General features: G+C 65.9%; 26 protein-coding genes. 10 read left to right on the forward strand and 16 right to left on the reverse strand.

Annotated elements, in window-relative coordinates; translation table 11 throughout:
* The first annotated feature begins 124 nt into the window (after window positions 1–124).
* Window positions 125–1,027 (forward strand): glycoside hydrolase family 16 protein, encoded by a 903-nt coding sequence (locus tag H7290_RS07890; RefSeq protein WP_290513473.1) that lies wholly within the window; start codon window positions 125–127, stop codon window positions 1,025–1,027.
* Between the two features lie 22 nt (window positions 1,028–1,049).
* Here H7290_RS07890 and H7290_RS07895 read toward each other — a convergent pair whose 3' ends face one another.
* From H7290_RS07895 to H7290_RS07910, 4 genes are all read right to left on the reverse strand, one after another.
* Complete coding sequence (locus tag H7290_RS07895; protein WP_290513474.1) at window positions 1,050–2,405, reverse strand: NAD(P)/FAD-dependent oxidoreductase; 1,356 nt, start codon at window positions 2,403–2,405, stop codon at window positions 1,050–1,052.
* A gap of 44 nt (window positions 2,406–2,449) precedes the next feature.
* A complete protein-coding gene (locus tag H7290_RS07900) occupies window positions 2,450–3,055 on the reverse strand; it encodes a flavin reductase family protein (RefSeq protein WP_290513475.1) in 606 nt (201 codons plus the stop codon).
* Between the two features lie 78 nt (window positions 3,056–3,133).
* Window positions 3,134–3,517, reverse strand: a complete 384-nt coding sequence (locus H7290_RS07905) for a VOC family protein (RefSeq protein ID WP_290513476.1) — start codon at window positions 3,515–3,517, stop codon at window positions 3,134–3,136.
* 116 nt (window positions 3,518–3,633) lie between these two features.
* On the reverse strand, window positions 3,634–4,611 hold the full coding sequence (locus tag H7290_RS07910) for an aldo/keto reductase (protein ID WP_290513477.1): 978 nt from the start codon (window positions 4,609–4,611) through the stop codon (window positions 3,634–3,636).
* Between the two features lie 135 nt (window positions 4,612–4,746).
* Between H7290_RS07910 and H7290_RS07915 the strand changes: the two genes are divergently transcribed.
* Complete coding sequence (locus tag H7290_RS07915; protein ID WP_366927612.1) at window positions 4,747–5,598, forward strand: aldo/keto reductase; 852 nt, start codon at window positions 4,747–4,749, stop codon at window positions 5,596–5,598.
* 72 nt (window positions 5,599–5,670) lie between these two features.
* Here the strand turns inward: H7290_RS07915 and H7290_RS07920 are convergent, their stop codons facing one another.
* The 3 genes from H7290_RS07920 to H7290_RS07930 are packed head-to-tail and all read right to left on the reverse strand — an operon-like array spanning window position 5,671 to window position 8,407.
* Window positions 5,671–6,090, reverse strand: a complete 420-nt coding sequence (locus H7290_RS07920) for a hypothetical protein (protein ID WP_290513479.1) — start codon at window positions 6,088–6,090, stop codon at window positions 5,671–5,673.
* On the reverse strand, window positions 6,087–7,274 hold the full coding sequence (locus H7290_RS07925; RefSeq protein ID WP_290513480.1) for a fatty acid desaturase: 1,188 nt from the start codon (window positions 7,272–7,274) through the stop codon (window positions 6,087–6,089). Before H7290_RS07925 ends, H7290_RS07920 begins: the two co-directional genes overlap by 4 nt.
* Window positions 7,275–7,321: 47 nt before the next feature.
* Window positions 7,322–8,407, reverse strand: a complete 1,086-nt coding sequence (locus H7290_RS07930; protein WP_290513481.1) for a ferredoxin reductase — start codon at window positions 8,405–8,407, stop codon at window positions 7,322–7,324.
* 171 nt (window positions 8,408–8,578) lie between these two features.
* Between H7290_RS07930 and H7290_RS07935 the strand changes: the two genes are divergently transcribed.
* The 3 genes from H7290_RS07935 to H7290_RS07945 all read left to right on the forward strand — a co-directional run bounded on the left by H7290_RS07935 (window position 8,579) and on the right by H7290_RS07945 (window position 10,484).
* Window positions 8,579–9,727, forward strand: a complete 1,149-nt coding sequence (locus H7290_RS07935) for an aminotransferase class I/II-fold pyridoxal phosphate-dependent enzyme (protein ID WP_290513482.1) — start codon at window positions 8,579–8,581, stop codon at window positions 9,725–9,727.
* A 74-nt stretch (window positions 9,728–9,801) separates the two neighbouring features.
* Window positions 9,802–10,242, forward strand: a complete 441-nt coding sequence (locus tag H7290_RS07940; RefSeq protein ID WP_290513483.1) for a hypothetical protein — start codon at window positions 9,802–9,804, stop codon at window positions 10,240–10,242.
* Window positions 10,243–10,310: 68 nt separating this feature from the next.
* Complete coding sequence (locus H7290_RS07945) at window positions 10,311–10,484, forward strand: CsbD family protein (RefSeq protein ID WP_290513484.1); 174 nt, start codon at window positions 10,311–10,313, stop codon at window positions 10,482–10,484.
* A 126-nt stretch (window positions 10,485–10,610) separates the two neighbouring features.
* Here the strand turns inward: H7290_RS07945 and H7290_RS07950 are convergent, their stop codons facing one another.
* From H7290_RS07950 to H7290_RS07960, 3 genes are read right to left on the reverse strand one after another with little or no spacing between them, the layout of a single operon-like run.
* The gene (locus H7290_RS07950) at window positions 10,611–12,254 is read right to left on the reverse strand and encodes an AMP-binding protein (RefSeq protein ID WP_290513485.1); all 1,644 of its coding nucleotides are present in this window, start codon (window positions 12,252–12,254) and stop codon (window positions 10,611–10,613) included.
* A gap of 9 nt (window positions 12,255–12,263) precedes the next feature.
* Window positions 12,264–12,980 carry a 1-acyl-sn-glycerol-3-phosphate acyltransferase gene (locus H7290_RS07955; RefSeq protein WP_290513486.1) on the reverse strand — a complete coding sequence of 239 codons (717 nt, stop codon included), beginning with the start codon at window positions 12,978–12,980 and terminating at the stop codon, window positions 12,264–12,266.
* Window positions 12,974–13,771 (reverse strand): alpha/beta hydrolase, encoded by a 798-nt coding sequence (locus H7290_RS07960; protein WP_290513487.1) that lies wholly within the window; start codon window positions 13,769–13,771, stop codon window positions 12,974–12,976. Before H7290_RS07960 ends, H7290_RS07955 begins: the two co-directional genes overlap by 7 nt.
* Window positions 13,772–13,915: 144 nt before the next feature.
* Between H7290_RS07960 and H7290_RS07965 the strand changes: the two genes are divergently transcribed.
* Window positions 13,916–15,403 (forward strand): potassium/proton antiporter, encoded by a 1,488-nt coding sequence (locus H7290_RS07965; RefSeq protein ID WP_290513488.1) that lies wholly within the window; start codon window positions 13,916–13,918, stop codon window positions 15,401–15,403.
* A 129-nt stretch (window positions 15,404–15,532) separates the two neighbouring features.
* Here the strand turns inward: H7290_RS07965 and H7290_RS07970 are convergent, their stop codons facing one another.
* Complete coding sequence (locus tag H7290_RS07970; RefSeq protein WP_290513489.1) at window positions 15,533–16,051, reverse strand: LytR C-terminal domain-containing protein; 519 nt, start codon at window positions 16,049–16,051, stop codon at window positions 15,533–15,535.
* Window positions 16,048–16,350, reverse strand: a complete 303-nt coding sequence (locus tag H7290_RS07975; protein WP_290513490.1) for a type II toxin-antitoxin system VapB family antitoxin — start codon at window positions 16,348–16,350, stop codon at window positions 16,048–16,050. The genes H7290_RS07970 and H7290_RS07975 overlap by 4 nt, the downstream gene beginning before the upstream one ends.
* 59 nt (window positions 16,351–16,409) lie before the next feature.
* On the opposite strand from H7290_RS07975, the gene H7290_RS07980 reads away from it, so the two are divergent.
* Complete coding sequence (locus H7290_RS07980) at window positions 16,410–18,128, forward strand: helicase HerA-like domain-containing protein (RefSeq protein WP_290513491.1); 1,719 nt, start codon at window positions 16,410–16,412, stop codon at window positions 18,126–18,128.
* Window positions 18,129–18,150: 22 nt separating this feature from the next.
* Here H7290_RS07980 and H7290_RS07985 read toward each other — a convergent pair whose 3' ends face one another.
* Complete coding sequence (locus tag H7290_RS07985; protein WP_290513492.1) at window positions 18,151–19,377, reverse strand: FAD-dependent oxidoreductase; 1,227 nt, start codon at window positions 19,375–19,377, stop codon at window positions 18,151–18,153.
* A 456-nt stretch (window positions 19,378–19,833) separates the two neighbouring features.
* On the opposite strand from H7290_RS07985, the gene H7290_RS07990 reads away from it, so the two are divergent.
* On the forward strand, window positions 19,834–20,256 hold the full coding sequence (locus H7290_RS07990; protein ID WP_290513493.1) for a hypothetical protein: 423 nt from the start codon (window positions 19,834–19,836) through the stop codon (window positions 20,254–20,256).
* 493 nt (window positions 20,257–20,749) lie between these two features.
* Window positions 20,750–21,133 carry a hypothetical protein gene (locus H7290_RS07995; protein ID WP_290513494.1) on the forward strand — a complete coding sequence of 128 codons (384 nt, stop codon included), beginning with the start codon at window positions 20,750–20,752 and terminating at the stop codon, window positions 21,131–21,133.
* A gap of 494 nt (window positions 21,134–21,627) precedes the next feature.
* On the opposite strand, the gene H7290_RS08000 is transcribed toward H7290_RS07995, so the two are convergent.
* Together H7290_RS08000 and H7290_RS08005 are read right to left on the reverse strand one after the other, a co-directional pair.
* A complete protein-coding gene (locus H7290_RS08000) occupies window positions 21,628–22,545 on the reverse strand; it encodes a methyltransferase domain-containing protein (protein ID WP_290513495.1) in 918 nt (305 codons plus the stop codon).
* A gap of 265 nt (window positions 22,546–22,810) precedes the next feature.
* Window positions 22,811–23,197, reverse strand: coding sequence for a single-stranded DNA-binding protein (locus tag H7290_RS08005; protein ID WP_290513496.1), 387 nt, complete (start codon window positions 23,195–23,197; stop codon window positions 22,811–22,813).
* Between the two features lie 135 nt (window positions 23,198–23,332).
* Between H7290_RS08005 and H7290_RS08010 the strand changes: the two genes are divergently transcribed.
* On the forward strand, window positions 23,333–24,598 hold the full coding sequence (locus H7290_RS08010) for a DUF4143 domain-containing protein (RefSeq protein ID WP_290513497.1): 1,266 nt from the start codon (window positions 23,333–23,335) through the stop codon (window positions 24,596–24,598).
* Window positions 24,599–24,794: 196 nt separating this feature from the next.
* On the opposite strand, the gene H7290_RS08015 is transcribed toward H7290_RS08010, so the two are convergent.
* Window positions 24,795–25,267, reverse strand: a 473-nt coding sequence (locus H7290_RS08015) for a recombinase family protein (RefSeq protein ID WP_290513498.1), incomplete at its 5' end; no start/stop codon positions are given.

The following is a 25,267-nucleotide window of genomic DNA, read 5'->3' on the forward strand; positions in this document are numbered from 1 at the left end:
CTCGGGTGAGGTTCTGAGGCACCCACCACGAGCCTGCGCCACAGGGGCGCGCAGGTGTCGCGACGCGAGATGACATGCCACGTTCGTCCTGTTGTCGTCCACGAACGACAAAGGGAGAACTGTCATGATTCGTCAACTCACTTGGCGGCTTGCCTTGAGCGCAGTAGCCCTGTCGGTACTGGCGGTCTCGTCGCTGCCGGTTGATGTCGCTAGTGCACGCGCAGCGAAGCCGACGGGGAACCAGAGCTGCGGGCCGAACATCTACAAGCAGGACGGGCAGGCCTGGCGTTGCACATTCGCGGACGACTTCAGTGGTTCGAGCTTGGACACCAGGAAGTGGTTCGTCCAGGAGACCGCCAACAGCGGTTTTGGGGTCGGTGGCGAGTGCTTCGTCAAGAGCCGCAACAACGTCTCGGTCGGCGGTGGATCTCTGCGCCTCACCGCTCGGCGGGAGCCCAACCCGTTCACCTGCGCCAGTCCCGGGGCCAGCTATACGACGCAGTACACGAGCGGGTCGGTCAGCACCTACGGCCTGTTCGCCCAGGCGTACGGCCGATTCGAGATCCGCGCACGATTCCCCGCGGCGAAGGTTGCCGGCCTGCAGAGCGCGCTCTGGCTGTGGCCCGCGAACCCGTCGAAGTACGGCGCATGGCCGATGTCGGGCGAGATCGACATCGCCGAGGAGTACAGCCAGTACTCCGACCGTGTCATCCCGTACATCCACTACATCTCGACCGATCTCTCGGCCCAGCACACCAACACGGCATGCCTGATCAATGACGTGTCGGCGCCGCACACCTACGTGGCGGAGTGGACGGCGAGCACGATCACCATCAGCTACGACGGTGTGACGTGCCTGAAGCACACGATCAGCCCCGCCGCACCACTGACGGGCTCCGCGCCCTTCGACCAGCCGTTCATCGTGGCGCTCACCCAGGCCCTGGGCGTCGGGAACAACGCCTTCGACCCGTCATCGACACCGCTGCCGGCGACGACGCAGGTCGACTACGTGCACGTCTGGTCCTGACGGTCGGGCGGGGTCGGGCGGATCAGCGGTCGAGGATCCGCCCGGCCGCCGCGCCGCCCATGCGGATGGCCCCGTCGACATGCTGGAACCCGAGCCCGGCCACGTCGCTGCTGACGAACTGGATCGGCCCGACGGCCTCGTGCACGAGCGGGCCGTAACGGGTGATCGACCCGATGTCGAAGCTCGTGGCGTACGCCCCCGTGGTCCATTCCTCCGAGACCCAGTCGCTCTCGAAGTAGGAGACGGGCTCGAGGGCGGTCGGACCGTAGTAGGCCGCCAGTGACGTCAGGATGCGCTCGCGGCGGGCGGCAGGATCGAGGGCCAGCAGCTCGTCGGCGTTCTCGTCCGACACGAACCCGACGAGTGTGCCCTGCTCCTCGCCGTGGTTGGTGTTGTCGTAGGCCTCGTGAACGACCTGGTAGGGGCTGAAGGCAGAACCGGAAAGCCCGTCCTCGCGCCAGAACGGTGTGGCGTAGGTGGCGTGCAGCTTGATGACGAGCCCGAACGACTGGTGCTGACGCATCTGCTGATGCAGCCCCGGCAGCTCCGGCGTGAACGCGATGCGCGACACGAGGGTCGGTGGGACGGCCAGCACGACGTCGGTCGCGGTGTAGGTCGCGCCGGGCGTCGTCACCTGGGCTCCGGAGTCGGTCCAGTCGATCGACGTGACCGGTGACCCGGTGCGCACGACGTCACCGAGCCGTTCGGCCAGCCCGAGTGGGACGAGCTGGAGTCCGCCGACCACGCGGCGATCGAGGATGAACTCGGAGTCGACGAGGTGGCTGAACCCACCGGCGCTGGCCGCCATCTGCACGGCCTGCAGCGCGGAGAAGGCGTGGGTGGGCTTGGTGAGCATGGCTGGCCCGATGAAGAGGCCGATGTTGTCGCGCGCCTCCTGGTCGTCGGTCTGCGCCTCGAGCCACGCAGCGAACGTCATGCGGTCAAGATCGTCGGCGTTCTCCAGCTCCCAAGGACGCAGTGGATCCATGGCTCCGGACAGGTCGTCAAGGATCACCGTCAGCCGCTCCATCTCCTTGGCGGTGTCCGGACCGACGGGAAAGGCTTCGCCCTGGAACCGGCGCCGGTTGCCGCCGCTGGTGACGTAGACTGAGTCGCCGTCGCGATGGCGGGTGAAGGTGTCCAGCCCCAGCTCATCGAGCATCGCCAACAGTGCGTCCTGGTCCGGAGACACCCATTGACCGCCAAGCTCGAGGAGCACGCCGTCGACGGTGTCGGTCCAGAGCCGCCCGCCCACACGGTCGCGGGCCTCGAGCACCACGACACGCCGGCCCGCCTGCTGCAGCCGCCACGCCGCGGTGAGGCCGGTGACTCCGGCGCCCACCACGACCACGTCCAGATCAGTCGTCGACATCGTCATGCTGTGATCCCTACCCTTGCCCGTGTGGTCATGGCCTCATCATCTCAACGGCCGCGGATGTCTGCGGGCTTGCTGGGCCGTGGCGTCGAGATGACCTTGGACGGCAGGCCCCACTCCTCTTTGCCGAGGCGGGCGATCGGCTGCAGGAGGCCGAACTCTGGGTGTCCGTCGACCATGACGTCGTCCTTGATCGTGAACGCCACCACCCTGCCCAGCACGAGCACTGAGTCGCCCAGCTCCTGCGAGGAGTGCAGCACGCACTCAAGCGATGCGGGGGAGGCGGCGACTCGCCGCGGTGCCACGAGGTCGCTCGGCTCCATCTCGAGGTCGAGCTCCGTCGCCTCGTCGAGCTGAGAGTCGAAGTTCGCACTGGTGTTGTTGACCTCGTCGAGCAAGGGAAAGGTGGCGAGGTTGACGACGAACTCGCCGGTCGCCAGGACGTTGCGCAGTGTGTCCTTGTGGCCGACGGAGGTGAACGACACGATCGGCGGGTTGGCGCAGGCGACACTGAAGAACGAGTGCGGCGCGAGGTTGCCCACGCCGTCTGTCGACAGTGTGGAGATCCAGGCGATCGGACGTGGAACGACCAGCGCGGTCATGAGCTGGTAGGCGTTGACGTCGGGGTCGTCGGTCCTCAGGGTGGTGCGCATGGACTCATCGTCCTCGCTTCTCGACGAGGCCGCCTGCCGTGGGGTGATGCGGGTGTCGTTGTGAGGCGTCGACTCATGCTACGAGTCGTAGGAACCCTTGGGTGGGAGCTGCTGGATGGTCCAGGTGTTGCCGTCGGGGTCGGCGAATCCGGTGAACGAGCCCCAGTCGAGCACCTGCACGGCGGAGGCATCGACGCCCCGCGAGACGAGGTCGGCGCGCGCCGCCTCCGCATCTGGCACCACTACCTGGATGCTGTTCTGGCTGCCGGGGGTCATCTCAGTGATGCCCTCGCCGAAGGCGATGGAGCACGCGGAGGTGGGGGGCGTGACCTGGACGAAACGGGTGTTCGCGTCGACGCGTGCCTCCATGTCGAGGTGGAAACCGACCTTCTCGACGTAGAACTCGATGGCGCGGTCGACATCGGTGACAGGGATGAAGATGAGCTCGATCTTGCAGTCCATGATGGCCTCGAGTGTGGGTGCGGCACGCCGTGATGTGGTGCTGCTGTGACTTCCACTCTGCTCTTCGCCTCAGACATATTGACCATCGGCGGACGAGGGCGGCGTCGGGGAGGCGCTCAGAACTCCGGCAGCCGCGGCACGTAAGGATCCTGCAGGCGGGCCAGCTCGTCGGCGTCGAGGTCGAGGTCGAGCGAGTCGATGGCGTCGCTCAGGTGCAGCGGCTTCGTGGCGCCGACGATCGGCGCGGTGACGGCCGCCTGCTGCCGCACCCACGCGAGAGCGACCTGCGCGCGCGAGACGCCGCGGGCAGTGGCGATCGCGCCGACGGCATCTGAGATGGCCCGATTCGACTCATCAGCCTGGTGGTAGAACGCCTTCGTGACCTGGTCGGTGCCGCTGCGGCTCGTGCTCAGGTCGTCCCACTCCCGGGTGAGTCGGCCGCGGGCCAACGGGCTCCAGGGGATGACGCCGACCCCCTGGTCGAGGCAGTACGGAAGCATTTCCCGCTCATCCTCGCGCTGGACCAGGTTGTACTGGTCCTGCATCGAGACGAAGCGAGTCCACCCGCCGAGGTCGGCGGCGTGCTGCGCCGTGGCGAACTGCCAGGCGTGCATCGACGACGCGCCGATGTACCGGGCCTTGCCTGCCGTGACGACGTCGTGCAGCGCCTCCATGGTCTCCTCGATCGGCGTCTCGGGATCTAAGCGGTGGATCTGGTAAAGGTCGACGTGATCGGTTCCAAGACGGCGCAGGCTCGCATCGATCTGCGTCATGATCGCCGCACGGGAGAGGCCGCCGCTGGCGGGGTCGCCGCCCATCGGGAAAAAGACCTTCGTCGCGATGACGACGTCGTCGCGCTTGGCGAAGTCGGCCAGCGCCCGCCCAACGATTTCCTCGCTCGTGCCGTCGCTGTACATGTTGGCGGTGTCGAACGTCGTGATGCCCGCGTCGAGGGCCTGCCGGATGAACGGCCTGCTCTCCTGCTCGGGCAGCGACCAGGGGTGCGTGCCCTGGTCGGGAGCGCCGTAGCTCATGCAGCCGAGGATGATGGCTGAGACATCGAGGTCGGAGCTGCCGAGCTTCACCAAGTCCATTCCACGATCATGCACGGTGGCCTGTCATGACGGACGCGTGCCCGGCGAATTGATCAACGTCAATTATCCGACAACCGGAATAGCCCGCGCCCGCTCGACCTTGACCCCTGTATGACATCGACACCTGATCAGGCCTTGTCCGCAGCAGGATCCGGCACGTTCCAGCTCGGCGGCGAGCTGCCGGTGGTGCGTCTTGGATACGGCACCATGCAGCTCACCGGCGAGGGTGTGTGGGGCTGGCCCGACGACCGTGACGAGGCCATCAAGGTCCTCCGCCGGTCCGTCGAGCTTGGCGTCACCTTCTTCGACACCGCCGACTCGTACGGCCCGGAGGTCGCCGAAGACCTCCTCCGCGAGGCGCTGCACCCGTACGGCGACGACGTCGTGATCGCGACCAAGGCCGGCCTGACCCGCCAGGGGCCGGGAGTCTGGACGCCGGTCGGGCGCCCCGCGTACCTTCGCCAGCAGGCGGAGCTGAGCCTGCGCCGTCTCGACGTCGAGCGCATCGATCTGTTCCAGCTGCACCGCATCGATCCCGACGTGCCATTGGAAGACCAGGTCGGAGAGCTGAAGGCCCTGCAGGACGAGGGCAAGATTCGTTTCATCGGCCTGAGCGAGGTCGATGTGGACCAGCTGCAGCAGGCACAGGCCGTGGCCTCGATCGTCTCGGTCCAGAACATGTTCAATCTGTCGTCCCGCGATGCCGAGCCCCTGCTCGACCACTGCACGGAGCACGGCATCGGCTTCATCCCGTGGTTCCCGCTCGCGACCGGTGGTCTGGTCAAGGACGGCGGTCCGCTGAAGGAGCTCGCCGAGCAGCACGACGCCACCCCGTCGCAGCTGGCTCTGGCGTGGCTGCTTCGCCGATCGCCCGTCATGCTGCCCATTCCGGGCACGTCGAGCGTCGCGCATCTCGAGGACAACATCGGCGCAGCGGACATCGAGCTCACCGACGATGAGTTCGACGCGCTGACGAACGCGGTGTAGGCAGGCCGTCCGCAGAATCCTGCGATGGCGACGGTGCACCCCGTCGGGCCACCGTCGCCAGTCGTACGGGGGTCAGTCCCGAATGGTCTTCTCGATGATGGAGTTCGGCCGGAACTGCATGACGCCGCCGCGCCGCGTGGGGCGGATCAGGTCGAACCCACCGGTCGTGATGAGCGCCCATGTCAGCGGAGCTTCGGACTGACCGAGGTGGCGTCCGCCAATCGGCACGAACAGGTCAAGCGCCTCCTGCGCGCACGCCAGGTGCGTCGGTGGGAACGTGAACAGGCCGGTAGTCGCTTCGCCCTCCGGACCGAAGAAGGCGACCGGACGGGTCAACGTCTCCCCGCAGATGCCACAGATGCGGCCCAAGGCGCAACGGATGGCGCGCTGCTTGGAGACGACGGAATGGTTGAGCGTCCCGTCGTCGTCCTCACAGGCGAACGGCACCGGCAGCCCACCCTCCGTGGCCCGGCCGGTGAGTCCCGAAGTCACACCGAAGCCGCGCCCGACCACTTGCCGAGCTCCGAGCGACGCGTCTGACGCTCGTTGTCCGTCAGCCGGCCGACCTTGCGGGGCGATACGGGTGCCGGGTTGTCGGCCGTGCGGCGGTTGGGCAGCGAGAGCTTCATGATCGTGCGGAAGGTCTGGCCGTACTGCTTGTAGAGCGGCCCGGTCGTGTAGGGGATGTCGTAGCGCTTGCAGATGTCCTTGACCTTGACCGCGATCGACGCGTAACGATTGCTGGGCAGGTCGGGGAACAAGTGGTGCTCGGTCTGGTAGCCGAGCCGGCCGCTCATGATGTGCGGCAGCTTGCCGCCCTCGAAGTTGGCCGACCCCAGCATCTGGCGCAAGTACCACTCGGCGCGGGTCTCGTCCTCGAGCTCTTCCTCGGTGAAGTGCACGGCACCGTCGGGGAAGTGCCCGCAGAAGATGATCCCGTACGTCCACACGTTGCGCATGATGTTGGCGGTGAAGTTGGCGCTGAGAGTGTGCAGGAAGAACGGTCCGGTCAGCGCTGGGTACATCAGGTAGTCCTTGAACGACTGCTTGCCGACCTTGTTGCCGATCTGCTTCAGCTGCTTCTTGAGCACCTTCGGGTCTTTCTTGCCCTTGCGGATCGCTTCGATGTCGAGGTCATGAAGCGCGACTCCCCACTCGAAGAACAGGGCGAGCAGCGCGTTGTAGACCGGCTGACCGAGGTTGGCGGGATGCCACTTCTGGTCGCGCGACATGCGCAGGATGCCGTAGCCGACGTCATTGTCGTGGCCGAGCACGTTGGTGAACTGGTGGTGGATGTAGTTGTGCGAGTGCTTCCACTGCTCGGCCGGCTGGGTGGTGTCCCACTCCCAGTTGCTGGAGTGGATCTCCGGGTCGTTCATCCAGTCCCACTGGCCGTGCATCGCGTTGTGGCCGAGCTCCATGTTCTCCAGGATCTTGGCCGACCCGAGCAACGCCGTGCCGAGCAGCCATGCCGGCGGGAAGAAGCTCGCGAAGAGAGTGATGCGTCCGGCCGCCGCAAGACGTCGCTGCAGCGTGATGGTGCGCAAGATGTAGTCGCGGTCGGCCTGGCCGCGGGAGGCCTCGACCTCGCTGCGGATCTCGTCGAGCTCGCGGCCGATGGCCTCGACCTCGTCGTCGGTCAGGTGGGTGTATTCACGGACGTCGGCGTATGCCATGGTCGCGCTCCTTCACTAGTGAGTCAGGGGGTCAGAGAGACAACGGGTCAGAGAGACAGGGTGCAGTCGCCAGCGGCGACGGAGATGCAGGTCTGGATGTATTCATTGGGCTCGCCGTGCTCGTTGCCGCTTCGCAGGTCGCGCACCTTGCCCGAGGCAAGTGGGATGTCGCAGGTGTGGCAGATGCCCATGCGGCAGCCGAAGAGCATGTTGACGCCGGCCTTCTCGCCGGCTTCGAGCAGTGTCGTCGCGCCGTCGACCTCGACGGTCGGGCCGCCGACTCCGAACGTCACGGTGCCGCCCTCGCCGCCGCCGGCAAGATCGAGCACGAACCGCTCGACGTGCAGCTGGTCGAGCTTGCCTTCGCTCTCGTAGTGCTGCGCGAAGGCGTCAAGCATGGGGGTCGGCCCGCACGCCCAGGTCTCGCGAGAGCGCCAGTCGGGGCACACGTCGTCGAGCTGGTCTGTCGTGAGGATGCCGTCGGCGTCGGTGAAGCGCTCGTAGAAACGGAGCCCGTCGTGCTTCGCGGCGAGATCGCGCAGCTCGTCGAGGAACATCATGTCGTCCTCGTGCACAGCGGAGTAGGCGAGCACGACATCGGGCATGGTGCCGCGGCGGTCGAGCGTGCGAAGGATTGACATGACCGGGGTGATGCCGCTGCCGCCGACGAGGAACAACATCTGCGCGGGCGGTGGGTCCGGCAGCACGAAGTCGCCCTGTGGCGAAGCCAGCCGGACGATCGTGCCGGGCTCGAGGCCATTGACGAGATGGTCGGAGAGGAAGCCCTCCGGCATCGCCTTGACGGTGATGCTGACGGTCTTGCCCTCGACGAGCGGTACGGACGACAGGGAGTAGGAGCGCCAGTGGAACCGCCCGTCGATCTCGACGCCGATGCCGATGTACTGCCCGGGTGCATGATCGAACGACCATCCCCATCCGGGCCGGATGACCAGGGTGGCTGCACGCTCGGTCTCGCGCACCACCTTCTCGACGCGGCCGCGCAGCTCGCGCTGGCTCCACAGCGGGTTGATCAGGGCGAGGTAGTCGTCGGGCGACAGCGGCGTCGTCATGGCCTTGCCGAGCGAGCGAAGTCGCTTCAGCGCCGTCGAGCGCTCGATGAGCGGTGCCGTCATGGAATCCTCCGGATTGAGTCTGTAAACAACTGTTACATCAAGCTGAAGCAAGGACAACAGGAGCGGGGTGTGACCCTCATCTATGAGAACAAATCGTGACACAGATCACATTCTGCTGCCAAAGTATTGGCCGACTGCACGCGTTGAGCCCCGACGGCTGATGATGGAGCCATGACCGAGATTCATCCCTTGCGCGAGCTCAGCCTCGAGGACCTTCGCCGCCGAACGAGCGTCAAGTGGCGCGAGCATCCCACCGACGTCCTGCCGCTCTGGGTGGCGGAGATGGACGTGCGCCTGGCCGAGCCCGTGGCTCGATCAGTCACCGAGGCGATCGACGAGGGCGACACGGGCTATCCGCACGGCGACGGCTACGCCGAGGCGTACGCCGGATTCGCCATCGAGAGGTGGCGGTGGCACGGGGTGGATCCGTCGCGGACGTTGCTCGTGGCTGATGTGATGACCGGCATCGTCGAGGCGGTCGGGCTGGTCTCCGAGCCTGGCGACCCCGTCGTGGTCAACCCACCGGTCTACCCGCCCTTCTTCGGCTATGTCGAACACGCTGCTCGCACGATCGTCGAGGCCCCGCTGGGCGCCGACGGGCGACTCGATCTCGAATCGCTCGAGGCCGCTTTCGTCCGGGCCGGAGCAGGTGGCAGGTCTGTCACGTACCTGCTGTGCAACCCGCACAACCCGACGGCGACTGTCCACACACTGGACGAGCTGAGCAGCGTCGCTGCTCTCGCGAAGACGCATCGCGTGAGGGTCGTGGTTGACGAGATCCACGCTCCTCTCGTGGCCGGGGACTACGTGCCCTACCTGAGCGTGCCCGGTACCGACGACGCGTTCAGCATCGCCTCGGCCTCGAAGGCGTGGAACCTCGCTGGCATGAAGGCTGCGCTGCTGGTCGCCGGCGAGGAGTCGGCCGCCGATCTGGCAAGGCTGCCTGAGGTCGTGAGCCATGGTCCGAGCCATTTCGGTGTCATCTCGCACACCGCAGCCTTCCGGCACGGCGGGCCGTGGCTCGACGCGTTGCAGGTAGACCTCGAGGCCAACCGGGAGCTGCTCACGTCGCTGCTCTCGTCGCTCCTGCCGGACATCGTGTGGGGACGTGGCACCGGCACCTACCTCGCCTGGCTGGACTGTCGGTCGCTCGGGCTCGGCGACGACCCGGCGGCGTCGTTCCTCGAGCGCGGCAGGGTCGCTGTCAATTCCGGCCTGCCCTTCGGCGCGGGTGGCGCGGGGCACGTCCGGCTGAACTATGCGACGACTCCGGAGATCCTCACCGAGGCCATCGAACGGATCGCTCACAGCCTCCGATGAGTGGTGATCGTCGTCATCTGGACGTCGCGCATCTCCGACGTGCCGATGCCCAGCAACGCGCCTACCGTTGACGTGTGAACGACAGGCCCGACGAGCGGCATCAGCGACCTGAGGGCGTCGACGACGCCACGGTCGAAGCGCTGGGCAAGCTCAGTGAGGCGCTCGAGACCGTCGAGCATGCACGGGGTTTTCTGTACGGGTTCCACCGCCTGACTGGCACGGCCGACCTCGCACTCGGAGAAGCCGTGGACCTCCTGCGCGAAGCGGGCCATGGCGCTGTCGCCGACCGCATCGCCACTGATCTCGTCGGGCGCAACGTCATCGAAGGTCGGTGGACTTTCCAGATCGTCGAAGACTACGACCAGGGGTACTACGAGGCCTTCAAAGGCCACGAGCGTTCCGCCCGCGACGAGCTTGGTGCTGGCCGCAGGCACCTGTTCGAGGCCGAGATGAAGGAAGACCGCCGCACTCACGGTCGGCGGCATCACGAAGCCACTCCTCCCGATGTGACCTGATCAGTTGATGGGGCGATTGGGCCGAGCCGGACCGGGTACACCCCCGGCAGTCGACGAAAGGGAAAATCATGGGACTGGATGACAAGATCAAGAACGCTGCCGAGGACGCCAAGGGCAAGACGAAGGAAGGTGTCGGCAGCGCCACGAACGACAAAGAGCTCGAGAACCAGGGCAAGGGCGATCAGGCCAAGTCAGACCTGAAGAACGCCGGCGAGAAGGTCAAGGACGCTTTCAAGCACTGATCTGTTCTTCGCAACACCGCAACACCGTGACGACGTGCACTGCTCTGCTCCACAGAGCGGTGCACGTCGTCGTAGGGGCCAGCGTCGTAGGGCCAGGGTTGTCCCGGGCGGCGTCGGCGACGGGGTTCAGTCGAGCAGCTCGCGCGACAACGATCTCATCTCGACCTTGCGAACCTTGCCGGTGATCGTCATCGGGAACTCGTCGACGACGTGCACGTAGCGCGGGATCTTGTAGTGCGCGAGCTTGCCACTGCTGAACGCCCGCAGCGACGAGGCATCGATCTGCGCCGCTCCCGGGCTCACCCGGACCCAGGCCATGAGCTCTTCGCCGTACTTCTCATCTGGTACGCCGATCACCTGGGCATCGACGATGTCGGGGTGGGTCAGCAGGAACTCCTCGATCTCGCGCGGGTAGATGTTCTCCCCGCCGCGGATGACCATGTCCTTGATGCGTCCGGTGATGTTGAGGTACCCGTCGTCGTCCATGATCCCGAGGTCGCCGGTGTGCATCCATCCGACGGCGTCGATGGCCTCCGCCGTCTTGTCGGGCTGCTCCCAGTAGCCGAGCATCACCGAGTAGCCACGGGTGCAGAACTCGCCGGCCTCACCGCGCGGAAGAGTGTCGCCCGTGATCGGGTCGACGATCTTGACCTCGAGATGTGGGCCAACCCGGCCGACCGTCGAGACCCGCCTGTCGATGGAGTCGTCCGGGCGGGTCTGCGCCGAGACAGGTGACGTCTCAGTCATGCCGTAACAGATCGACACCTCGTCCATCCCGAGTCTCTCGATGACCTGCTTCATGGTCTCGACCGGGCACGGCGACCCCGCCATGATGCCAGTGCGCAGCGTCGACAGGTCGAGGGCGGCGAGCTCGTCATCTGCGGCGATCGCGCTGAGCATTGCGATGAACATCGTGGGCACTCCGTAGACGGAGGTGCACCGCTCCTGCGACGCTGCGCGCAGGGTGGCCGCGGGGTCGAACGACGGGGCGGGGATGACCATCGCGGCTCCGTGGGTGGTCGCCGCGAGGTTGCCCATGACCATTCCGAAGCAGTGGTAGAACGGCACCGGGATGCACACGCGGTCGTTCTCGGTGTAGTTGATCAGCTCGCCGACGAACCAGCCGTTGTTGAGGATGTTGCGGTGCGACAGCGTCGCGCCCTTGGGGAACCCGGTCGTCCCGGACGTGTACTGGATGTTGATCGGTTCGTCTGACGTCAGTGCGGACCCGAGTGCGTCGAGGCGGTGGCGGTCGGTCGCCCGACCCGATTCGATGAGGGCATCCCATGAGGGCTCACCGATCAGCACGACGTCGATGAGGGCCGGGTTGTCGGCGCGCGACGACTCGATCATTTCGGCGTAGCTCGAGCCCTTGAACTCAGCGACGGCAACGATGGTGCGCAGGCCCGACTGTCCGATGACGAACGACAGCTCGTGCGTCCGGTAGGAGGGGTTGATGTTGACGAGGATCGCGCCGATGCGGGCGGTGGCGTACTGGACGAACACCCATTCGGGGCAGTTGGGCGCCCAGATGCCGACCCGGTCGCCCTTGACGACACCGAGGTCGAGGAGCCCGAGCGCCACGGCGTCGACCTCGGCGAGCAGCTCGGCATACGTCCAGCGCCTGCCGCTCGGGACGTCGACGAGCGCCTCCCGATCGCCGTGGGCAGTGACCGTCGCGCAGAGGTTGGCGCCGATGGTCTCCTCGATCAACGCCGCATCGGTGTCGCCGGCTGTCTGGCTGGCTATGGCGCTGGCGGGCTGGTTCATGGCTGCTCCTCAGTTGCGGGTGGGGTCCATTGCCGCGGCCTCGGCGACGGTGGGCGCGGAGCCACCGAGCCGGGCGGGCACCCACACCTCACCGGCGGGGTGTGGGCCGTAGGCCTCCTGCGCCTCGTGGAGCAGTGCCACCATGGCGGCACGCAGGAGGGCGGTGAGCTCATCGGCGGTACCGGTGGGAGGGATGGGTTCGCCGACTGCGATCAGGACCGGGGTCTTGGTGCGGCCGAGGTTGTGGGGATGGCCCTTGGGTGCAATGCGCTGCGAGCCCCAGACGATGCTCGGGATGATGGGCACGCCCGCCTCGAGGGCCATGCGTGCGGCTCCGGTCTTCATGGTCTTGATCTCGTAGCTGCGGCTGATCGTGGCCTCTGGGTAGATGCCCACGATCTCGCCCTTCCGAAGCTCGTCCACGGCGGCGCGATAGGCGCCGGCGCCGGCAGAACGGTCGACGGGGATGACCTTGCAGCCCCACATCAGCCACCGGATGATCGGGTTCTTGCGCAGCTCGATCTTGCCCATGAAGCGAATCAGCCGTCCGTCGCGCCGCTTTGCGTCGAGGCCGATGTAGGTGAAATCGACATAGCTGGTGTGGTTGATCGCCAGCACAGCGCCACCTGTCGTGGGCAGGCGGTGATCGCCGTACCGGATGATGCGGTGTCCGGTCACGAGATTGAACAGTCGAAGGATCGAGATCAGCGATGCGTAGATCACCACGCCTCCAGGATCTCCAAGGTGCGGGCCCACGCCCGGGTCGACGGGTCGATGACGACGAAGTGATCGCCCTCGACCTCGACGAGCTCGGCGTCCGCTCCGGCCGACTTCGCCTTCTCAACGTAGCCGATCGACTGGCTGATCGGCACGGTGTCGTCAGACGTGCCGTGCACACATCTGACCGGTACGTCGAGGGGGATCTGCGCCAGCGGGTCGGCCTCCTGGTAGCGCTTGCCGACGGTGCTGCCCATCAATGCCTGCACCGCGCCACCGCCGAGATCGGCCTCGAGTGCCTTGCGCAGCTCGATCACCCCGGCCTGCGAGATCGCTGCGGTGACGGGGACCGCGGGCTTGTTCCACGCCGCGGTGGCAAGCCTCGAGCGTCCTGCGGCCCACACCGCGAGATGTCCGCCCGCCGAGTGGCCGAGCGTCACGACCTTCGAGGTGTCGAGCTTGTCGACGGTGGAAAGTGTGTCGATGCCGGCGGCGATGTCGTCGAACGTCCCCGGCCACCCGCCGCCGTTGCCGACCCGCCGGTACTCCAGGTTCCAGGCCGTCCAGCCGTTGTCGACCAGCGAGGCGGCCAGCGGTCGACCCAGCGAGAGGTCGTACTCGGCGCGCCAGAAGCCGCCGTGGATGACCACGACAACTCCTTTCGACGCGCCGGTGGGGCGCGACAGCTCACCGAACTGCGAGGCGTCGGTGCCGTAGCGGATCTTCTGCACGGGCACCCTCTTTCGCCTGGAGTCGGTCTTCGGAGCGGGTGAGCAGGCGGCGAGTGTCGTCGCCGCCATGAGGGCAATCATGCTCCGTCGGTCCACCTCGCCAGCCAAGCGGAATGTGTCGCCAGCCGCCACCTCAATCGAGGTCGCGTGTCGGGGGAGGTGTCGGTGGGCCGATAGAATCGGGTTCCGTCGACTCGGCCGGAAGGGGCTCCCATGGACGCCCACGACCTCGACACCTTCCTGCTGATCGGCTCAGGCGTCCTGATCCTCGCGGTTCTGGCAGTTCGCCTGTCAGTCACCGCGGGTCTTCCGTCTCTCCTGGTCTACCTGGGTCTCGGCTTGGCGCTCGGCAGCTCGGGTCTGGGCATCCAGTTCGCCGACGCCGAGCTCGCCCACGCCCTGGGTTTCGGCGGCCTCGTGCTGATCCTCGCCGAGGGTGGACTGACCACGAAGTGGGAGCACGTACGCCCGAATCTTGGTCTCGGACTGTTGCTGGCGACGCTCGGCTCGACGATCAGCGTTGCCGTGGTCGCCTTCGGTGCCCACTACCTGCTGGGTGTCGAGTGGGAGCTCGCGGTGCTGCTCGCTGCAGTGCTGACCCCCACCGACGCTGCTGCCGTGTTCTCGGTCCTGCGTACCGTGCCCCTGCGACACTCGGTCACCGGCACGCTCGAGGCAGAGTCGGGCCTGAACGACGCACCGATCGTCGTCCTGGTCGTCGCGATCAGCGCCGGCGGTGTCGGCGATCACGGCGTCGTCGGTCTCGCGGGGCTCATCGTCTTCGAGCTCATTCTCGGTGCCGGCATCGGCATCGGCATCGGGTGGCTCGGTGGCTTCCTCCTGCGCAAGGTCGCGCTGCCAGCGTCGGGTCTCTACCCCCTCGTGGTGTTCGCCTTCGCGGTACTGGCCTACGGGTCGGCTGCCTACGTCCACGCCAGCGGATTCGCGGCGGTCTACGTTGCCGCCCTCGTGCTCGGCAACGCCGAGCTGCCGCACCGCGTCGCGACGAGGTCATTCGTCGAGGGCATCGGCTGGCTCGCGCAGATCGGCCTGTTCGTCATGCTCGGCCTCCTCGCCAACCCGGACGAGCTGCGGTGGTGGCACGTCTGGCAGGGACTCGCGGCGGGAGCGCTCCTGACCTTCGTCGCTCGGCCGCTGTCGGTCTTCGCCTGCGCCATCTGGTTCGACCGATCCCGGCGTGAGCAGCTGTTCGTGGGGTGGGCGGGGCTTCGTGGCGCCGTGCCCATCGTGCTCGCGACGATCCCCCTCGCGGCCGACGTGCCGGGGTCGCGCGACCTCTTCAACATCGTCTTCGTGACCGTGGTGATCTACACGCTGGTGCAGGCCGCACCGCTTGGCCGGCTGGCTGCGGCGTGTGGGGTGCTGACAGATGAGGTGCGAGATGTCGAGGTCGAGGCCGCGCCACTCGAGCGGATTTCGGCCGACCTCCTGCAGATCAGGATTCCTGCGGGCTCGCGGCTGGCGGGGGTGGAGATCGGTGAGCTGCGGCTGCCGGTGGGGGCGTCGGTGTCGCTCGTGGTGCGCGACGGTGCGACGTTCGTGCCGCACCGCACCGACCGACTCGCGGTCCGCGACGACCTGCTGATCGTCGCGGCGCGCGCCGTGCGGGAGGACACTGAGGCGCGTCTTCGAGCGGTCGGCAGGGCGGGCCGGCTGGCGGGATGGGGCGACGAGCGCTGAGGCCTCGGCCGGTCAGCGACGGAGGCGGGTGACATTCGCGTCGAGACATCGCACGGCTGGCCCCGCACCTGCCCGCTCCAAGCAGAGATCATGGCGGACTGCACGACGTCCGGAAGGTGTACCGACTGGCTAGGAGAGCCGGATGATCGGGACGCACACCTGGATCGGGCGGTCCGACACGACGAAGGTACGGGTCTCGGGGCGCAGTCCGCTGAGCGCGCCGTCACCCACGACCACGGTGACGCCCTTGGCGGCCGGGATGTCCGACTTCGCGTAGGTGACCTTGTCGCGGAACTGCATGGCAACGAGCTTGACCCGTGGGTCTTTGCGGTCGGCGGTCAGGATCGTGACCTTGGAAGGCTTGGTGTTGCTTGTGCTGTTGCCGACGGTGCCACCCAGGAACCCGCGTCGCTGAAGGTTGATGGCCACCCGGTTGGCGAGGCCGGATCGGGTCGACGCGTTGAGGACGTTGACGGTGACGCGGTTGCTGGTGAGCTTCTCGCCGTCGGCGATCGTGCGGTTGGTGCACGTCGGCGCAACGGTGGCGGTGTCGGCCTTGGCCGTGAGCAGCCGAAAGCCGACCAGGGTGCCGACCACGAGGACGATCGCCGCCACGAGCAGTGTGAGCGGTTTGAGAGGGATGGTCATACGTGTTTTCCGATCGACATCACCCGGGCGTGGAGCATGTTGCGTTGCTGCAGCGCCGCACGCAGTGCTCGGTGGAGCCCGTCCTCGAGGAACAGCTCGCCCCGCCAGCTCACGACGTGCGCGAACAGGTCGCCGAAGTAGGTCGAGTCATCGTCGAGGAGGTGTTCCAGGTCGAGCTGGGTCTTGGTGGTCGTGAGGTCGTCGAGGCGCACTTGGGACGGAGATATCTCGGCCCATGCGCTCGGGGTGAGCCCATGGTCCGGATAGGGGCGTCCCTCGCTCACACGCCTGAAGATCACCCTGTCAGTGTAGACAAGATCCCCACTGCGGTCCGTACGCGCGGCGGTAGCGTGGATCCATGACGACGAGTGATGATGCACAGGCGGCGGCCGACGAAGCAGCGAGGGCGGCCATCGAAGCACGGGCTCAGGCGGAGGTCGCGCAGGCGAAGGCCACCGAGCTTGCGGTGGCCGCCGACAGGGCCCGGTCGGAGGCCGCCAAGCCCGCCCCCGCTGGCGCGTTCCCCGCCGCCGCCGAGGGCAGCGAGATCGCCGAGATCGTCAGAGCCGGCTACGCCTTCGAGGGCATCGCCATCGAGATGGGCGCGCTCGTCGACGGCGACCCGGTGCCGGACGCACAGGTGCGCATCCCGCTTGCCATGCTCAACCGCCATGGCCTCGTCGCAGGTGCGACCGGGACGGGCAAGACCAAGACGTTGCAGGTCCTCGCCGAGCAGATCGCTGCCAACGGGGTGCCGGTCTTCGCGGCTGACATCAAGGGCGACCTGTCGGGCATCGCGACCCCCGGCACGTCCAACGACAAGCTGCTCGCCCGCTGCACCAGCATCGGCCAGGACTGGAAGTCGGTGGCGTCGCCCACGGAGTACTACGCGCTCGGTGGGGTCGGCATGGGGCTACCGGTCCGGGCCACGATCGACGGCTTTGGGCCGACGCTGCTGTCGAAGGTCCTCGGTCTGAACGAGACGCAGGAGTCGTCGTTGGGGCTCGTCTTCCACTACGCGAGGGAGAAGGGGTTGCCGCTCGTCGACCTGGGCGACCTCCGAGCCGTGCTGACCTTCCTCACCGGCGACGAGGGAAAGGCCGAGCTGAAGGGTCTCGGTGGGCTCTCGACAGCCACGGTGGGCGTCATCCTGCGCGGGCTCATCGGTTTCGCCGACGAGGGCGCCGACACCTTCTTCGGGCTCCCTGAGATCGTCGTGTCCGACTTCCTGCGCACTGCCCCCGACGGCCGCGGCATCGTGTCGCTTCTGGAGGTGCCGGGTGTGCAGGACAAGCCTGCGCTGTTCTCCACGTTCCTGATGTACCTGCTGAGCGAGCTGTTCAAAGAGCTGCCGGAGGTCGGTGACTCCGACAAGCCGAAGCTGGTGTTCTTCTTCGACGAGGCACACCTGCTGTTCGCCAACGCGTCCGATGACTTCCTGGAGACCATCACGCAGACCGTTCGGCTCATCCGTTCCAAGGGCGTGGGCGTCTTCTTCGTGACCCAGACCCCCAAGGACGTGCCGAGCGACATCCTCGCTCAGCTCGGATCGCGCGTGCAGCACCAGCTCAGGGCGCACACTCCCGATGCGGCGAAGGCCCTCAAGGCGACGGTCTCGACCTACCCCAACACGACGTACGACCTCGAGGAAGTACTCACGTCGCTCGGCATCGGCGAGGCGATCGTCACCGTCATGAGCGACAGGGGTGCCCCCACCCCGGTCGCGTGGACCCGCCTGCGCGCACCCGAGGGGTCGATGGACCCGACCCCGTCCGACCAGATCGTGGCGGCGGTCGATGCGTCGCCTCTGCTCGCGAAGTACGGCACGGCGGTCGACCCGGAATCGGCGAGCGAGATGCTCGGTGCCAAGCAGGCTGCCGAGGCGGCGTCCGCCCAGAAGGCTGACGACGAGATGCGAGTGCAGAAGGAGGCCGAACGGCTGGAGAAGCGGGCACCGCGTTCGACGACCCGCGCGAAGCCCGGGTCGCGCAAGATGTCGACGGTCGACAGGGCGGTGGGCGAGGCCAGTCGCACCCTTGCGCGGGAGCTCGTCAGGAATCTGTTCCGCCGCCGCTGAGGCACCGCTGCTTGAGTGCAGCTCAGGCGATGACCTCGCTGAGCGGCACCGACAGATCACGAAGCCGGGAGGGGTCGACGTCCCTGCCGATCAGCGTGCGGAGCGTGTCGCTCACGTCCCAGATGTTGACGTTCATCGCTGCCGTCACACGGGTGCCCGCGAGCCAGAAGGCGATGAACTCACCACTGGTCAGATCGCCGCGGACGATCGACTCGTCATCGGTGCCGGCTCGGCCCACGTACTCCATCCCGAGGTCGAACTGGTCGGAGAAGAAGTAGGGAGACCAGTTGTACTCGACGTCGGCACCCATCAGGATCTTGCCGAGCGCGTCACCCTGACGGACGGCGTTGTCCCAGTGCTCGACCCTCAGGGTGGTGCCGACGGCGGTGTTGTGAGCGGTCGCGACATCTCCAATCGCATAGATCGCCGGGTCGGACGTCCGGAATCGTTCGTCGACGACAATGCCGTTCGCGGTGCTGAGCCCAGACTCATCGGCAAGGCGAACGTCCGGGGCTGCACCAACCCCCATCACCACGAGATCGGCAGGCACGACCTCGTCATCGACACGAACGCCCTGGACCCGGCCATCAGCGGAGATGATCTCGTGGACAGCGGACGACATCCTCATCGTCACACCGTGGTTTCGGTGCAGCTCCAGAAAGTATCGGCCGAGCTCCTCGCCGAGAACCGATGCCAGGGGAAGGCTTGCCTGCTCCACGACGGTGACGGTGAGGCCGGCCGCACGAGCGGCGGCAGCGGCCTCGAGACCGATCCATCCGGCCCCGATCACGACGACGTTGGCTGACTCGGTGAAGGCCTGACGCAGGCCGTCGCTGTCCTCGATGTACCTCAGCGTCCACGCGGAATCGGCGCCCGGGATCAGCAGCCGGCGCGGCCGCGACCCGGTTGCCACCACGAGGATGTCGTACGGGATGCTCTCGGTCGACACATCGAGATGCAGGGTCTTCGCGGCACGGTCGATGCCCTCGACGCTGGTGCCGGTTCGCAGCTCGATGTCGTTGGTCTCGTACCAGCTCTGCTCGTGGACGAGGAGCGCGTCGGCGGAGGACTCGCCCTGCAGGTAGCTCTTGGACAAGGCTGGTCGTTCGTAGGGCGCATGATGCTCGTCGCCCACGATCGTGATGCGACCGCCGAATCCCTCCGACCGCAGCGAGTCGGCGCAGTGCGCAGCTGCCAGGCCGGCACCGACGATGACGATGGCGTGGTCGTGGGTGGGCAGGTCGGTCATCGGTGCTCCTCAGTTGTCCTCTGTCCCTTCAGGGTAGGCACGTGTGGAGGTCGGCGCGAGGCCTGCACGGTGCGGCATCGCACGACGCGGTGCCCGCGATGGTCAGGCACCTGACCCTCGACCCGCTGCCGCCGGCCGGGCTCTTGGTCACCGGCTGGCTCGGCGCTGGTCAAGCGTCTCGATGACGAGACGGGGAGTCGAGGAACCAGCGGTGGACAGCTGGGGGACTCCGCCGCAGATGCCTCCCGACACATATAACAGGCCCAGCGGCAGGCCGATGCTGTTCTCACAGCACGCTGCAGCTCCAGGCTCAGCCGAATCGCTTCGCGTGCTCGCGCCTCGTTCGGTTGCTGCCTCGACTTCGCTCACTCGGCACACTCACCGAATCGCGTTGACAGGGAGTCTGCCTCGACCAGGACAACACATGCGGGCTTGACTGCGCACTAGGTTATGAGCATGAATCCGACGGACGTTCCAGTGCCGCCTATCACTCTCTGCGATAGCGGAAACCTCGATGTCTTCGCAGACGTGGCGTCTGCTGTTCACGACATCGACTTGGAGGACGTGCGCAACGGGCGCAAAGCGGTCGACAGTCGTGGGATGCCGCTTTACGTCGTGGACAACGGGGCTTGGCCCATCGACTTGCGGGTCGCCGAGAACGCCGAGTCGGCTGCTGACGATTTAGAGCGACGGTTGAGGGACGCGATCAGAAATTTGGGCCCCGACCGCGTGGGACTCCCAGGGTTTGAAGCTGCACCTCTTGCCACGTTGCTCGACGCCTTGCTTCGCTTCCAGGTCGGTACGCCTTTCGAATCCCGTCTCTCCAAGCTCTTCGGAAATCTGAGACGACGCGATCGTGCCACCCGTTCGACCGACTAGGTGTACTAGGAGTTTGCGGGCTTACCGGCGCAGACGGACCTCAAGCTGAACTCGGAGTCCAGAAGCGCCGTACAACGAAGGCCACGATCTGCCATCCGGCGAAGCAAGGCGTGGCGATCAGCGGGCCGAACCCCAGACTCGGCAAGAAGTCTGACCCAGAATCATCGCCACCGATGCCAGCGGCCAACCAAGTCCACAGTAAGACGGCGACTATCCAAGGCAAGCCCCAAGCCAGTGCTCTACGCCTCGGACTGATCGGCTCGCGCGCGTAGACGGCAGCGAAGGACAAGCTCCAGATGGCTACATACACCGCGCCCATCACGAGCAACCATCTGCCGCCCGGGATCGCCAGAAGGATGAGCCATAGTGCTCCAGACGTCGAGTTGCTCACAAGCATCTGCCGATTGAGCCGAGCCTCCGCGTACTCCGCTTGTATTGAGAGATTGCGGGCTTGCTAGTCATCTTCGACAGATCGCGGTGGGAGGCTGTTGCCATGAGTAGCACCGCCGCCTCCCTAACGACGTTCGCTGACGTCGAAGCATTTGTTCGCTCCATGTTCGCGAAGATTGGGACGGCATCTGTGACGTCAGAGTTCGCGGATGACGAGCTCCGGATGACGATCACCGCGTCTACTCAGCACGTCGACAGGTGCGTGGTTCTGTGGCGGGTGTTACCCGGTCTTGAGGTATTCATGTTCGAATTCGACGGCACGTTTCACGCGGTTGATTTTGATTATGACGTCGCACCCGGGGACAAAGCGAAACTCGTCAGCGACTGGGTGCGATTGATCGAGTCGTACTTTTGCGGAGGAGGTCAACTCACCGAGAAGCGCACGATGTTTCGACGTAGAAAGGTTCAGCATCTTCAACTTGAATGACCGGTCTCAACTCGGTGTCCGGGTATTCGTGCAGACAACACGATCGAGCAGCACGCCGAAGGGGTACGCCGCCTACGCCTACTACGTCGCCAACAGACGAACAGACTCTCCCAAAAGAATCTGCATTTGAGCCAGAAGCGGAAAACGGTCAGCGATACACCTACTGACATCGGCTACTAGAAGCCGTGGAACTCATCCCAGTCAGGGACATGAACGCCAGGGATGAGATTGATCAACAGAACCGCCCCGATGACGAGGACTGCCAACAGAATCTGCGTTGACATTCACCTCAAAGCAATCTTTCGACCGGGCCACCAGCGATTATTCGCCGGCTCATCCTTCGAGTGGTGACCCATGAGGCAAAAGCATACGAGGAACTCGTCAATCAGTTGACTGGTCGAGGGATCAGAACCCTTGAAGCCGCCAAGCCAGCCAATGTCCTGTAGCGACTTTGGCCGACCTACTCGTCCCTCAACAACACGTCGCGTTGTTAGTTAAAGGTCGCGAGTTGCATCGCCATCGGGGCCATTATTGCCGTTGCCGAACGACGGTGCCTGGTCCTCGAACGCGGTTTCGTCCTCCGACGGGGCGTACGGGCGATCGGCGAAGTACGTCGCGGTGTTGCGGACGTTCGCGTCGGATTTCGTGAACAGCACGTAGCGCTTGCGGGGGCCGACCTTGCCCTGCGCGATGGCCGGGGTGCGCAGGTCGTGGTGCAGGCCACCGTTGCGCGCGAGCACGCCGATGGCCGCCTCGCTGTAGTAGGACAGATGGCCGCGGAGGTAGAGGTAGGTGTGCTTGGCGAAGTTGCCGCCGTCGTAGATGTTGGTCGAGCAGACCAGCAGGCCCTCCGGCGTGAGCAGGTCGAACAGCCGCTGGAACTCCGTGACCGGATCGGCGAAGTGCTCGACGACCTCGCACGCGATGATCAGGTCGAAGCGCTCTTCGGTGCCCTCGAGGATGTTGATGAAGTCGGCCTCGCTGGTCAGCTCGACGACGTCGCTCATGACGACCCGCTCGACCTGGGACAGCATGCCGATGTGCTGGTAGTCCAGGCTCCGACCGGCACCGAAGACCATGACCTGCAGGTGGTCGCGCTGCAGGATGTCGACGCCCATCTCGGCCATGAAGTACTCGCGGCCCTTGTGGTTGGCGGTGCCGACTCGGGTCGTGAGCTTGAAGTTGTTGACCGAGTCGAACGCCGTGTAGTCGACCGTGTTCTCGAAGTTCGAAAGGTAGCCGCAGGCCTCGCAAGCCCTGATCTCATACGTCCGCCGCTTGCGTGAAACCGTCGTGACGTGAGTGCGCCCCGATCCGCACACCAGGCACGGTGTGCCATTGGGCCAGACTCGACGCAGTGCCGCCTTGGCGGCGCGCCTCGGGTGCCGGAACTGCCGGGCGAGATCAGTCATGCATTCGACCCTAGCGCCCGGATCCGGGCAGGCGGACCCGGGCGAGGAACTTCTGAGGCGCCAGGACGCCAAGCGCACGCCGATCCACACGATCTCCTCGGGGAGCGCGAGACAGGCCGCACGCAGCCGCTCGACGACCTCCAGCGACACAACCGGCTAGGCAGTCTTCGAGCACGCCTGGCGGGTCAGCTCGGCCTCGGTGATGGCCAGCTGGTGCGCTGCTTCGCCCGGTGTGAGGAACCGCCGTGCGTCGCTGCGTCCCATCTCAGTTGGCCTCGAGGGTAGCGCCGGCGTCGGGCCCGTAAGTGACGGTTGCGTACCTCAGCGAGGCCCCGATTGCGTCAACCACGATGACGTCCGCGGTGCGCTTGCCTTGGGTCTGGTTGTCGGTCCAGGCTTCGGTCTCGGTGTGCCCAACTACAAGCACCCGGGCGCCCTTGGGCAGGGTCGCGATGTTGGTGGCCAGCCGGTTCCAGGCCTTGATCCGATGACGGGTCGGTTCGGCGTCTGACCACTCCCCTGCGGTGTTCTTGGTCCGGCGGTTGACGAGCACCACGGCCTCGATGACAGGCGTTGTGTCGTCCTGCACGTGGATTGTCGTGTTCGCGTCGAAGACTATGGGGGCGGCGGTGGCGAGGTCTCCAGTGAACACAAGTGGAGTGGCCCCCGGCAGACACAAGTTATTGATTCTGTAAAGCCAGTGTTATGGAATCTGCATACTTAGCGCTTTGGTTTTTGTTACATGATCGGACTGCGAAGGCACCAAACGGCCGATGGAGCATAAGCCATGAGCACAGGCCGGACGTACCGCGAGCGGATCCTGGACGACGAACTGGACGAAAGTCTGCGCGCTATCGGCGCCGTTCTCATCGAGGGTCCAAAGGCGTGCGGCAAGACCGAATCCGCAAGCCGAAAGGCAGCAACCAACTACCGGCTCGACGTCGACGTGGCGGCCCGCAACGCAGTCAGCGTCGTCCCAGAACTGTTGCTCGAAAGCCCCAGCCCGGTGTTGTTCGACGAATGGCAAGTCGTCCCCACCTTGTGGGACCAGGTACGGCGTGCCGTCGATGACCGCGCGCCCACAAAAGGGCTATACATCTTGACAGGCTCGGCCACCCCCAGCGAGGACGTCAACCGGCATTCAGGAGCCGGCCGTATCGCGGTCATCCAGATGCGCCCCATGCCGTTGATGGAGTCAGGACACTCCACCGGGGAAGCTTCGCTGCAAACGCTCCTGGCCGATGGCAAGATCGCCGGGCGAGACTCGGGCCTGACCGTGCCCGATCTCATCGACCGGATTTGCATTGGCGGCTGGCCGGCCCTGCTCGACGCCAGCTCTCAGGATGCCGGTCAGTGGCTGCGCGACTACCTGAATCAGATCGTCTTGGTCGACATACACGAACTCGGTGTGCGAAGACGCGACCCTGAAAATATCCGTCGACTGCTGAACTCGCTGGCCCGTAACGTTGGCACCGCCACGAAGGTCACTGCGCTGGCCAAGGACGTGGGTGGAGCAGAAGGCTCGGTTGGTCGGCCCACCATCTATGGATATCTCGACTCGCTTTCCCGGCTGCGGCTGATCGAGAACTCGCCCGCCTGGGCGCCGCACATGCGGTCGGCCACCCCGCTGCAGTCCTCACCCACGCGCTACTTCGTCGACCCCTCCCTCGCTGTCGCCGCACTTGGTCAAGGGCCCACCCAACTGCTGGGAGACCTCAACGCCGCCGGATTCTTCTTCGAGAACCTCGTGGTGCGCGATGTGCGAATCTACGCCCAGAAGCTCGGCGGCCAGGTTCACCACTGGCGAGACCAAAACCAGAACGAGGTCGACATCATCGTCACCCTGCCTGACGGTCGATGGGGAGCCTTCGAGGTGAAGATGAACCCCTCAGACACCGACAAGGCCGCGGCTTCCCTACTGTCTTTCGCGAAGAAGGTCGACCAAAGCAAGGCAGGTCCACCGGCGGCGCTCGGCGTCATCACCTCAACAGGGTTCGCCTACCGCCGACCCGACGGCGTCGCAGTGCTCCCCATCGGCGCACTCGGTCCCTGATCCCGGAATCGATCAGCACAAGCTTCAGAGGCAAGGCGCCGATCCGATTTCGGTGCGCATCGAGCAGATCCGAGATCCGACTGCCGAGGCGTCGCTAGTTGCCGCGGTCGTGTCCTTTACTCGCCAAGTGGCCGCCCGAGAGCAGTAGACGCGGTGCGGGTCACGGCGCTGTCGCCATCCTTGAATTTGCAGAGTCCTACTCAGGCTCGGGCACAGGTTCGCCAGCGCGTTGGACGGCTCGATAGACCGTCGATCGGCCGACCGAGAACAATTCGGCTAGTTCTGTGGTGGTGTGCTGGCTCGCGCGGTGAAGCCCGACCAGATGGGTTTCTTGGGTGGGGCTGAGCTTGGGTGGTTTGCCCCGTAGTCGGCCTTTTGCTTTGGCGACCTTCATACCCTCCCTTGTCCTCATCCTGATGAGGTCCGACTCGAACTCGGCGATCATCGCCAGGACGTTGAACAGCAACCGTCCAATTGGGTCGTTGGGGTCGTGCAGCGACCCGCCAATGTTGAGTTTCACTTGTGCGGCGGTGAGTTCTTCGACAATGTCGCGGGCGTCGGGAAGGGACCGGGCCAGGCGATCGAGCTTGGTGACGACGAGCGTGTCACCGGAGCGGCAGGCGGCGAGTGCTTCCCGCAGTCCGGGCCGGTCCCGGTTTCGTCCGGTCA

This window comes from Aeromicrobium sp. (assembly GCF_014378035.1).
In the GTDB taxonomy this organism is placed as follows: domain Bacteria; phylum Actinomycetota; class Actinomycetes; order Propionibacteriales; family Nocardioidaceae; genus Aeromicrobium.